Origin of the sequence: Streptomyces sp. SN-593, from assembly GCF_016756395.1 — a bacterium.
Taxonomy (GTDB): domain Bacteria; phylum Actinomycetota; class Actinomycetes; order Streptomycetales; family Streptomycetaceae; genus Actinacidiphila; species Actinacidiphila reveromycinica.
The window spans coordinates 7,515,011-7,526,754 of sequence record NZ_AP018365.1 but is presented as its reverse complement, the minus strand read 5'-3'; the positions used below and the strand labels follow the sequence as shown (position 1 = coordinate 7,526,754).

Sequence of the window (11,744 nt, the reverse complement as noted above, 5' to 3'; positions counted from 1 at the left end):
CGGGGCGGGGTCCGGCCGGCTGCCGGACCCCGCCCCGGGGCCTTGTCCCAGGTCCTCCCCCGGTGGGGTCAGTGGAAGGTGACGGTGGTGGCGGTGCGGACGCTGCGGGCCGGCAGCGTGACGGTCAGCGAGTGGTCCGCCGAGCTGTAGTGCCAGGCGGTCCTGGGCAGCCGGGTGCCGCTGGCGGCCACCGCGGTCGCGGTGTCGACCCCGCGGAAGGTCACCGTCCACTGCCGGTCGGCGACCTGGCCGTGGAAGGAGCCGTCCGCCGCGCCGATCCGCAGGGTGTGCACGCCGCCCTTGTTCTCGGTGTAGTGCACGGACGTGGTCGCGGACCTGGCCGGCACCGCGGAGGTGCCGTCGTCCTCGTAGAGCGAGAAGGAGCCCGACGCGCCGGTGGTGACGGTGAGCGTCACCTTGTCCAGCGGGTTGTTCGCGTCGTCGGCGACGTGGTCGGTCCTGGTCGGCACGACCGCGCCGGCCCGGACGAACACCGGCATCGTGTCGAGCCCGGTGGTGACGGTCTGGGTGGTGCCGCCGGGGTAGGTCTTCCCGGTGAAGTAGTCGGTCCAGGTGGTGCCCGGCGGCAGCCACACCGAGGTGGTGGCGGTGGTGCCGGGCGTGGTGACCGGTGCGACCAGCATGTCCGGCCCGTACATGTACTCGCTGTCGGCCGTGGTGTAGGCGCTGTCCTCCTCGGGGTACTGGAGGTACATCGGCCGCACCACCGGGATGCCGGTGGCGTTCGCCTGCTGGGCGAGGGTGTAGGTGTACGGCAGCAGGTCCTCGCGCAGGTTGAGGAACTTGTCCGCGCTGGTGCGGGCGGCGGTGCCGTACTGCCAGGGCAGCCGGTCGCTGTGGTTGCCGTGCAGCCGGTCCACCGGCTGGAAGGTGCCGAGCTGGACCCAGCGCGCGTACAGGTCGTCCGGCAGCTTGGTGGTGGACTTCTGCTGGCCGCCGTCGGTGTACGTCTCGGCGCCCTTGAGGCCGGTGGTGTCGTTGAAGCCGCCGATGTCGTGGCTGACCGCCGACAGTCCGGTGGACGCGGACTCGCCCGGGGTGTAGCCGACCTCGTACTTCAGGGTGCCCCAGCTTGAGGAGGTGTCCCCGGTGAAGTGGACGGTGGTGCGCTTGTCCGCCCAGGGCCCGGTCGGCAGACCGGTCGGGCTGCTGTAGCCGCCGGACTGGAGCGAGCCGAAGGCCCGGGAGAGCACGAACCCGCGGCCGACGGTCTTGTCCGCGTCGGTGGCGTACTGCTGGTTGATCCAGGCGTCGGGGGTGACGCCGGCCAGCGTGGACTGCGAGTTGTCGCAGCACCAGTCCAGCCACCAGAAGTCCGCGCCGTCCTGCTCCATCGTCTGGTGCAGGCCGAGGTACGCCTTGAGCTGGTCGGGGTCGCCGAAGTCGAAGGTGTACGTGCACACGGTGCCGTCGCAGCCGCTCTTGGCGAGCTTGTTCTTCGCGGTGGCCTCGGCCTGCGCGAACTGCGGGTCGGTGCTGACGATGCTCGGGTGGATGTTCAGCGTGTTGTGCAGCCCCTGGCTCTGCGCCCAGGCGAAGAATGCCTTCTCGTCGGGGAACTTCGACGGGTCCATCTCCCAGCCGTCCCAGGTGGCGGGCGACTTGAAGTCGGTGTCGGTGACCAGCACGTCCAGCGGCACGTCCTCGGAGCGGAACGCGGGCAGGATGGTGTTCTCGTAGTCGGCCGCGCTGCGGTCCATGTACTCCGAGTACCAGACGCCGTAGGCCCACTCGGGCAGCAGCTCGGACGGGCCGGTGAGCGTGGCCAGGTCCTTCAGCGCCTGCTGGTAGTCGTGCCCGTAGCCGAAGAGGTAGCCGTCCTGGTAGGGCGCGCCGCCGTGGCCGGGCCGCGCGGAGGCGGTGCCGGTCGCGGTGGAGTACAGCGCCGAGGAGGTGTCGTCGAGCAGGTACCAGCCGTCCCGGTAGAGCAGGCCGGGGGTGATGGCCGGGTCGCCGTTGTCGCCGTTGACCCCGTCCAGGCCGCGGCGGTAGCCGCCCAGGGCGGTGTGCGGCGGGGGCGCGGTCGCGTTCTGGGCGGTGACGGAGACGGTGTCGGCGTTGACGTGGCAGCTCGTCGCGTCCGGGCAGCCCAGGGTGATGTCGTCGCTGCCGGCGGCCAGGGTGACCGGGATCGAGGCGGTGCTCCAGGTGTCCCAGTCGGCGGTGGCCGGCAGGCTGAGCGTGCTGGTGGTGCCGCCGGCCGTCACCGTCATGGTGCGGGTCTGGTGCAGGTTGTCGCCGCCGGTGCCGTTGGCGTAGCGCAGCCGCAGCAGGTAGGTGCCGGCGGCGGGCACTCCGACGACGCGGTGGGTCAGCCCCGCGCCCTGGTTGAGTTCCGCGACGAAGCCGGAGCCGGAGTAGCCGGCGTGGTCGGTGGCGACCTTCGCCGAGCCGGTGGCGCGGCCCGCCTCGGACTCGCAGCTGACGCCGAAGCGGCAGTCGGTGATGGCGGTGGCCGACGTCGACGGGTAGGACGCGCCGGGCGTGACGACCGCGATGCTGTCGAGGTTGACGTTGCCGGAGTCCGCCGCGGCGTGCGACAGCGTCACCGTGTGGTGGCCGGCGGTCAGGGTCAGCGGCACCTTGGCCACGGCCCAGGTGTTCCAGTCGGCGGTCACCGGCAGGCTGACGGTGGTCGCCTTGCCGCCGTCGACCGACAGCGACAGGGTGCGGGTGACGTCCTTGCCGTCGCCGCCGACCGCGTTGGCGTAGCGGGCGTCGAACTCGTAGCCGCCCGCCGAGGCGGCGTCCACGTCGGCGGTGACGGCGTTGCCGGTCGCGGTGAAGCCAGCGAGGAATCCGGTGCCGGTGGCCCCGGTGTGGTCGCCGGCGGTGCTGACACCGGAGGCGGACAGGCTCTCCGCCTCGCACAGCGCGCCCACGGTGCAGGTCAGGCCGTTCCAGGGGGTGGCCGTGACCGGGGTGGTGCCCGCGTTCTGCTGCACCGTCAGGTTCTGCGCGGTGAAGGCGCCCGAGTCCAGCTTGTAGCGCAGCGTCACCTTGCTGGTCCTGACGGTGAGCCAGCCGTCGGAGGTGGAGGAGGTGTAGGGCGTGCTGGTGAAGGAGTCCCGGCCGATGGCGTTGAAGGTCGGGCTGTCGGTGAACTGGCCGTCACCGGCGTACTCCGTGCGGATCAGCGTCGGCGACAGCACCTCGAAGCGGGCGTCGCCGGCGTTGACGGTGGGGATGCGCGGGCTGACGCCGCTGTGCGCGGAGGCCGCCTGGCCGGTGCCGGTCAGCACCGTCGCCACGGTGGCCGCGGCCGCCAGGACGGCCAGCCGGCGCCGTACGGTGAGGGAGCGCCGGCGCGCTCGTGCCGGGCTCACCGGGCCACGCTCAGCAGGGCGAAGATGCCGCCGACCACGGGCCGGGCCTGGAAGCCGCCGCTCGGCTTGTCGTTGACCGTGTCGTACCAGTCGGTGAACGGCACCCGTGTCGGCGTGGTGTGCGCGAACTCGTAGAGGGAGTCGATGAGGTAGCCGCTCACCGGGTGGTCGCGCAGCCACGCCGCGGTCCACATCTCCCAGTCGCCCTTGGTGTAGGCGTGCCGCACGTCCAGCGGGATGCCGTACGGGTTGGCCTGGGTGAGGTACCAGGCCGCCTCCTCGGCGGCGACCGATGCGGGCACCAGTCCCAGGCCGAGCAGTGTGTCCGGGTAGCCGTTGTACTTCAGGCTCCAGGTGCCGGGCTGGTCGTAGGCGAGCTTCAGGTGGTCGGGGGTGGTGTCCTGGGCCTTGCCGACCCACTGCCCGATGTAGTCCTTGGCCACGCCGAGGTAGCGGGTGCGGTCGGCGGCGTTGCCGGCCGCGGCGGCCACCTGGCTCATCGCGCCGAGGGCGAGGATGCCCTTCAGCGCGAGGTTGGCGCTGTGCCCGATGAACCCGGTGAAGTCGTCGGTCTGATTCTGGAAGCCGGGGTCGAGGGCGTTGGCGACGAGGTAGTCCGCCCACTGCTTGAGGATCGTGTAGTGGGTGGTGGCGAACGCCTTGGCGTCCGAGGCGGAGGCGCCCTTGAGGTAGGCGGCCGTCATCAGCAGCATGTTCGCCGACTCCTCGACGGGCATGTCCTCCTCGTTGCCGTCGTTGTGGCCGGCGGCGTTCGGGTAGGAGGAGCCGAGGTCGTGCTCGGCGAACTCCTTGGGCCAGCCGCCGTGTTCGGCGTACTCCAGCATCGGCGCGAGCAGCAGCGCGAGGTAGCCGGGGTCGGCCCAGGCGAAGACCGGCATGGCCGGGTAGGTGACGTCGATCGAGGAGACGTTGCCGTCGGAGGAGATCTCCTTGAGCAGCGCCCAGGGCGCGCCGTCCCTGCTGACCAGCTCGGTGGCGCCGTACGCCTGCCGCAGCGCCAGCGCGCACAGCGCCGCGTACTTCGCCCCGCCGGCCGCGGTCGCCTCCGTCCGCACCTTGCGGTCCAGCGCGGCGGTGCGGGTGGCGGCGGTCGTGAGGTCGCCGTGGAAGAACGCCGCCATCTTCTGCCAGCTCGCCCAGTACGACTTCCACAGCGGCGGCAGCGGCGTGCCGAGGTAGCTGACCGCGGGTTCGCGCACGTGGCCGACGGAGAGCACCGCCTGCTGCGCGGACGCGCGGACCCGGCCGAGGTCGAAGTGGAAGGCGAAGACCGGCCAGGCGTCGTTGATCGCCCGCGGCTGGCGGCTGTCGACGCTGCCGGCGAGCTTGCCGTCGGTGAGCGCGGCCGGCCGCACCGCGGTGTCGGCGCCGATCTGCCAGGTCAGCCCGGAGCGGTTGGTGGCGGACCACACCACGGTGCCCCAGGTCGCCATGTCGCCGTTCTCCGCCAGCGTCTTGGTGCCGTCCGGCGAGAACGACAGCGAGGTGAGCGAGCCGCCGCCGGCGCCGCTCACCTGCTCCGCCGCCCAACCGATGCTGGTGCCGGAGTCGGCGTGCGCCCACTCGCCGGAGATGTCGAAGTACAGCTTCACGTCGTGCGCGGCACCGTCCGCGCTGCGCACGTCCGCGGTGAGGTAGGACAGCGGGACCGACTGGCGGCGCAGGTCGCCCGGCTCCACCGGGGACAGGAAGGTCACCGTCAGCTCCACGCCGGCCGCCTCGAAGAGGAACACCGAGCGGGTCGCGGTGGTGGTCAGCGAGCGCTGCGCCATGCCGCGCAGCACCTGCCCGTCGATGTTGGGCGACCCGAGGAAGAGGAAGGGCACCCCGTCGATCTGCGCGATGCCGGTCATCGCCATGATGCGGCCGGTCCAGAACGTCGGCCAGGTGCCGGCGGAGTTGCTCGACGGCAGCCAGGCGCTCAGGTACGGCGAGCGCACCGCCAGCGGCACCGACGGGGGCCGGATCGGGTCGAACACGGTGGCCGCCGGGTGCGGCGCGGCCGCGCCGCCGGACGTGCCCCCCTTCGCGCCGGTGGACCCCGCGGCCGCCGCCGCGTCCGCGGAGGCGGCCTGCGCGCTGCCCGCGACGCCCGGCAGCATGCCGGCGCCCGCCGCACCGAGCCCGACGACGCCCGCCGCGCCCGTCCAGCGGATCAGGCCGCGCCGGCTCATGCCCGGCTCGGGACCGGCCGCGGCGGTCGTCGGCGGGCCGTCCGATCCGGCCACGGGTGGTGCGACGTCGTTGTTCCTGTGTGTCATCGGTTTCCTCCTGGGACCGCTCCCGAACGGAGCGGGATGGCAGGGGCATGCGCTCCGGCGGGTGCGGCGGCAGGCCGGAGCGAGCAGGTGGCGGTAGGCCCGCCGGAAGAGGTTCCTACAACGATGTAAAGAGCGGCAGGATGATGACAGCACAGCCCCGATGTCATGTCCATCCCTCGCACTCGACGGGTTTCCGCCGTGTTTCGCGCCGTCGCGCCACCGCGCGCCGCACCGTCGCGATGGCGGAAAACCCGTACCCAGCAGCAGGTTTGAGTCCGACTCCGAGCGCTGCGGACCGGCCGGGGCGACCGGCTCCCCGACCGACCGGAGGGCGGGGCAACAAGGCCCCACAAGTCCCCATCAGCCGACGGGAGCGGCGGGCTCGTGTCCGATGTTGATGTTTCGGACGGCCGATTTTTCCATCGTTGTAAAGAACGGCGACCACCCCGACGCACCGGCCGCGACCTGCGGTCGGCGGCCGGGAAAGGTCGGCGCACCCCTTGACCCGCGGCAGTGCCGCAGTGCGAGAATCCGTGGGTTCATGGTCGGTCTTGTTCAGAACTGGTGAGTTCTGGCGCCTCCGGGCGGGGGACGCCGGCCGCACGCGTCAACGAGAGGGGTCCCCGCCATGGCGGCCGACCGCAGGTCATCCACCGCGCTGCCCAGGACGGTCGAGCTGGCGGACGGCTGGCGCTTCGCCCTGGTGGACCTCTGCGACGTCACCGACCCCACGGGCGCGTACGCGCGCGCCGCCGACCCGGACTACGACGACTCCGGATGGCGGGCCGTGCGTGTGCCGCATGACTGGAGCATCGAGCAGACTCCCACCACCGACCACCACACCACCGCCGGCGGCGGGTTCCTGCCCGGCGGGCTCGGCTGGTACCGGACCGCCTTCACCCTGCCCGAGGCGGCCGCGGGCCGCCGCGTCTCGATCGAGTTCGACGGCGTGTACATGGACAGCGACGTCCACTGCAACGGCGTCCTGGTCGGCAACCACCCCTACGGCTACACCGGGTTCGCGTACGACATCACCGACCTGGTGCACACCGACGGCCGCACCGCGGACGTGGTCGCCGTGCAGGTCCGCAACCGGCTGCCCAGCAGCCGCTGGTACTCCGGCAGCGGCATCAACCGCCACGCCCGGCTGGTCCTCACCGACCCGGTACACGTGGCCCGGCACGGCGTCCACGTCACCACACCCGACCTGGCGGACGCGCTGCGCGCCGCCCGCCCCGCCACCGTGCGCGCCCAGGTCGAGGTGGTCAACGAGACCGGCACCGCCGTCGCCGCCACCGTGGTCAGCACCGTCCGCGACCGGCACGGCCGTCCGGTGGCGCGGGCACGAACCCCGCTGGCGCTCACGGCGTCCGCGCGACCGCAGCAGGCGACCGCCGAACTGCTGCTGGACCAACCCGAGTTGTGGGCGCCCGCCACTCCCGGGCACCGCTACACCCTGGAGACCGCGATCCACGTCGGGGACACGGCGGTGGACACCGTCAGCACCCGCTTCGGCCTGCGGCACTTCACCCTCGACCCCGACCGCGGCCTGTTCGTCAACGGGGAGCCCGCCAAGCTCCAGGGCGTCAACCTCCACCACGACCAGGGCGCCCTGGGCGCGGTGACCCACCACGACGCGCTGCTGCGCCAGTTGACCCTGATGAAGTCCATGGGCGCCAACGCGGTCCGCACTGCCCACAACCCGCCCGCGCCGGTGCTGGTCCGGCTCTGCGAGGAACTGGGCCTGATGCTGGTGATCGAGGCGTTCGACTGCTGGCGCACCGGCAAGTGCGCCTACGACTACGGGAGGTTCTTCGACGCCCACCACGTCGAGGACGTCGCGGAGATGGTGCGCGCGGCCCGCAACTCCCCCGCGGTGCTGATGTGGTCGATCGGCAACGAGATCCCCGACACCACGGCGACCGAGGGGCTGGCCATGGCCGACGGGCTGATCGCGGCGGTCCGCGCGCACGACACCACCCGCCCGATCGTCGTGGGCTCCGACAAGTACCAGCAGCCACCGCCGGTCGGCTCCCCCGCCGACCTGCTCCTGGCCAAGCTCGACGGCCTCGGCCTCAACTACAACAGCGCCGCCACCGTCGACGAGTTGCACGCCCGCCACCCGCACCTCTTCCTGTTCGAGTCCGAGTCGTCGTCGGCCACCGCCACCCGCGGCACCTACCAGGACCCGCAGCACCTGAACACCGGCGAGAACCACACCCCCGGCCGGCGCGCCGCCTCGTCCTTCGACAACAACCTCGCGCGGTGGACGATGAGCGGCGAGTACGCCCTGAAGAAGGACCGCGACCGGGCCTTCTTCGCCGGCCAGTTCCTCTGGGCCGGCATCGACTACATCGGCGAACCCACCCCGTACAAGGCGGCGTTCCCGGTGAAGGCGTCGTTCTTCGGCGCGGTCGACACCGCCGGCTTCCCGAAGGACATGTACCACCTTTACCGCAGCCAGTGGACCACCGGGCCGATGGTGCACCTGGTGCCGATGGACTGGACGGACCACGAACCCGGCGAGACGGTCGAGGTGTGGGCCTACTCCACCGTGGACACCGTCGAACTGCGCCTGAACGGCCGCTCGCTGGGCGTGCGGCGGTTCGACGCCAAGAAGACCGCGGACGGGCGCGGGTACCTGGAGACCACCGAGCCGACCGGCGACGACAAGACGGTCACCGCCGGCCCCTACCCGGGCAGCTACACCAGCCCCCACGGCGGCGCGGGCAAGCTGCACCTGACCTGGCGGGTGCCGTTCGCACCGGGCGAGCTGACGGCCCTCGCCCTGAGGGGCGGCGAGGTGGTCACCACCGACGTGCTGCGCACCGCCGGCCGGCCGCACGCGGTGCGGCTGACCCCGGACCGCCCCTCGGTGCCGGCCGACGGCGACAGCCTCGTCCACGTCACCGCCGACGTGGTCGACTCCGCGGGGGTCACGGTGCCGTCCGCGGGCCACCTGCTCACCTTCGCGGTGACCGGCGGGTCGCTGGCCGGCCTCGACAACGGCCAGCAGGACAACGGCGAGCGCTACCAGGCCACCACCCGCACCGCCTTCCACGGCAAGGCCCTGGCCATCGTGCGCTCGGGCACGCGGGCGGGAGAACTGGAGGTGACCGCGAGCGCACCCGGGCTGCTCGACGGCACCGCCTCGATCGCCACCACCCCCGCGGACGGCCCGGTCGCCACCACGCCGCCGCAGGTCTTCCTCCCCGACCCCGGACCCGGCGCGCCCGGCTACCCGCTGGCCGACGCCAGTTACTCCGGCGCGCCCACCACGCTTCCCGCGGCCATGCTCGACGGCGACCCGGACACCGGGTGGTCCAACGCGTTCACCAAGGCCGCCACCGGGCTGCTCCCCGCCTTCGACGGCGCCCGCCGGTCGGACTGGGTCTCGGTGGCCTGGGAACGGCCGCGCACGGTCGACACCGTCTCCGTCCACTTCACCGTGGACGCCGCGCACTCGCTGCCGGCCGAGGTCGTGGTGTCCGGGTGGGACGGCGAACGGTGGACGCCGGTACCGGGCCAGGCCGTCACCTGGGCGACCGGCAGTGACGAGCCCACGCTCGTCACCTTCCCCGCCACCCGCACCGCGCGGCTGCGGCTGGACCTGACCAGCGCGGCGCCCGGCACGTCCGCGGGCGCGCAGCGGATCAGCGCGCTCGACGCCACCGCGGCCGGCGGGTCCGCCCGGCTGCGCGGTCGGGCGGATGCCCCGGAGTCTCCCAGGTCATAGTGAAGAGCCCGCCGCGCCACGTACGATCACGCAATGGCTGACATGACCGACACCACGCCCGGCTGGCTGGCTCCCGAGGACCTGGAGCTGACCCGCGCTCGTATGCCGATCCTCTACGTCGACGCCGTCCCGGTGCGGGTCGACGACAACGGAGAAGTCACCCACATCGGCCTGCTGTTGCGCATCGGACCGGACGGCACCGTCAGCCGCAGCCTCGTCTCCGGCCGGGTGCTGCACCACGAACGGGTCCGGGACGCCCTCGTCCGCCACCTGGAGAAGGACCTCGGGCCGGTCGCGCTGCCGCGGGTGCCGGCCTCGCTCCAGCCGTTCACCGTCGCGGAGTTCTTCCCGACCGAGGGCGTCACGGCGTACCACGACCCGCGGCAGCACGCGGTCTCGCTCGCGTACGTCGTGCCGGTGGCCGGCGACTGCCGGCCGCGCCAGGACGCGCTGGACCTGGTCTGGTTCACCCCGGAGGAGGCGTCCTCGCCGCAGCTCCAGGAGGAGATGCCGGGCGGGCGCGGCACCCTGCTGAGGCAGGCGCTCGCCCACGTCGGCCGTCTGGCCTGACCGCACGCGCCGGGTCGCGCGCCGGCGGTTCCCGCGCGCGGCCCGGCACACCCGAGGCGGAGCCGGACCGGCGTCAGGCGGCGGGTCCACCGGTGCGCAGGGCCGGGGGCGCCCCGGACGCGGCGGCGGCAGGGCCGTCGGCCGGGGTGTGCGCGGTGGTGCTCCCGCCGGCCCCGGGGGCGGCGGCGCGTGCGGCGGCCCATCCCGCCAGCCCGGCCGCGTCGATGCCGTACGGCGCCCGGTCGCGGTACGGGGCCAGTCCGCGGGCCGCGCGCTCCAGGAGGGTCGCGGCGCCGCGGGCGTTGCCCCGGGCGGCGTGGGTCAGTCCGACCGCGAACTGCGCGAGTGCCCGCCACAGGGCGCGCTCGTCGGCGGGCGCGGTCTTCCACCGGTCCTCCAGCACCTCGTGGGCGTGGAAGGGTTTTCCGTCGTCGAGGAGGCGCTGGGCCTCCTCCAGGGTCTGGTCGGCGGTGCGGACGATGCCCTCGGGCTGGCGCTCGACGCCCTGCTCGCCGTAGGGCAGCGGGCGGCCGAGGCCGTCGCGGGGGCGGCTGTTGCGGGCCCTGCCGTCGGCGTCCCGGTCCCGCTCGGGCCCGTCCTCGCGGATCGGGCCGCTGTCGCCGTCCCGGCCGGGACCCCGGTCCCGATCCCGGGCCCTTTCACCGTCACGGACCTGTTCGCCGTCGTGGGCCTGTTCACTGTCACGGGCCCGTTCGCCGTCGTGGGCCTGTTCGCCCTCGTGGCCCCGTTCACTGTCCCGGGCCCGTTCGCCGTCGTGGCCCCGCGTCCGGTCCGCCCGGGCTCCGTCCTGCGACGTGTCGTTCATGTGTCGATTGTGCCGCGTGGCGGCCGGTGGGCGGCGGGCGGCGGGTGCTCACCGGCATCGTCTGTTCAGTGCCTGCACCCGGGCGATGAGCCCCGCGCCGGCGGGCGGCCCGCCCGAGGGGCCGTCGGTCCCGCGGCCGAAGCCCTCGCCGCAGCCGTCCGGCGCGCCCGCGAGGTGTCCGTGCGCGTGTCTGTGGTCCTCCGCATGTCTCATGCTCATGGACACACCCTGACATCCGTCCGGTCACGATGGCATAAACATCCGGACGCGGGCGCCGTGCGGGGCTCAGCCGCGCAGGTGCGCCAGGAGCCGTTCGTCCTCGGGATACGGCCGTTCCGCCGGCAGCAGGCGCCGGGCGGCCGCCAACTCCCCCGCCCGCACCCGGGCGTGGACCTCGTGGGCGAGTCCGGTGACGTCGCTGACCGCGACCGTCCACTCGTCCGCGTACCTGCGCGCGGCCTCGCCGACGAGCCCGAGTTGGAGCGAGCGGTGCGGCAACGGCCGTGCGAACAGGTCCCGTTCGGGGTCCCACTGGACCCGCGCCGGCGCCTGCCGGAGGGCGCGCCGCCAACTGTCGCGGTCGGCGTGCAGCGCGGGGTCGTAGTGCGCCAGGCAGGCGTGCTCCAGAGCCCAGGCGAAACCCTGCCGGGTGATCTCGACCGCGAGGACGGTCTCCTGGTCCTGCTTGGCGCCCCACCCGCAGCGGTACATCATCCACAGGAAGGACGGCTTGATCCACGTCATGCGGTCCCGCTTCCAGGCGGCGGGGAAGCGCCCGTCGCGGGCCGCGGGACCGCCGATCCGGGGCGGGTACGCCTGGTAGACGGTCACGGTCGAGGCCGTGTGCAGGGCGCGTATCTGCTGTCGGGGGGTGGTCACCCGGCCCACCCTCACCGGTCCGGCCGCCGGGACGCCACCGGTTTACGGCCCGGCGGCCGGACGCACGGCTCGGCACTTTCCGCGCGGGCGTACGACGTGGACGT

6 protein-coding genes are annotated in these 11,744 nt (G+C 73.4%); 2 read left to right on the top strand and 4 right to left on the bottom strand.

Going from position 1 to position 11,744, the window contains the following annotated elements:
• Nucleotides 1–68 precede the first annotated feature (68 nt).
• Both RVR_RS38130 and RVR_RS38125 read right to left on the bottom strand, forming a co-directional pair.
• Nucleotides 69–3,260, bottom strand: coding sequence for a TIM-barrel domain-containing protein (locus RVR_RS38130; RefSeq protein WP_237405447.1), 3,192 nt, complete (start codon nt 3,258–3,260; stop codon nt 69–71).
• 83 nt (nt 3,261–3,343) lie between these two features.
• Nucleotides 3,344–5,629, bottom strand: a complete 2,286-nt coding sequence (locus RVR_RS38125; RefSeq protein ID WP_237405084.1) for a glutaminase family protein — start codon at nt 5,627–5,629, stop codon at nt 3,344–3,346.
• Nucleotides 5,630–6,200: 571 nt separating this feature from the next.
• On the opposite strand from RVR_RS38125, the gene RVR_RS32005 reads away from it, so the two are divergent.
• A complete protein-coding gene (locus RVR_RS32005; RefSeq protein ID WP_430393255.1) occupies nt 6,201–9,365 on the top strand; it encodes a glycoside hydrolase family 2 TIM barrel-domain containing protein in 3,165 nt (1,054 codons plus the stop codon).
• Between the two features lie 42 nt (nt 9,366–9,407).
• Complete coding sequence (locus tag RVR_RS32000) at nt 9,408–9,935, top strand: NUDIX hydrolase family protein (protein ID WP_202239478.1); 528 nt, start codon at nt 9,408–9,410, stop codon at nt 9,933–9,935.
• 73 nt (nt 9,936–10,008) lie between these two features.
• Here the strand turns inward: RVR_RS32000 and RVR_RS31995 are convergent, their stop codons facing one another.
• Nucleotides 10,009–10,761, bottom strand: a complete 753-nt coding sequence (locus RVR_RS31995) for a DUF309 domain-containing protein (protein WP_202237375.1) — start codon at nt 10,759–10,761, stop codon at nt 10,009–10,011.
• A 285-nt stretch (nt 10,762–11,046) separates the two neighbouring features.
• A complete protein-coding gene (locus tag RVR_RS31990) occupies nt 11,047–11,640 on the bottom strand; it encodes a DUF4291 domain-containing protein (protein WP_202237374.1) in 594 nt (197 codons plus the stop codon).
• Nucleotides 11,641–11,744 lie beyond the last annotated feature (104 nt).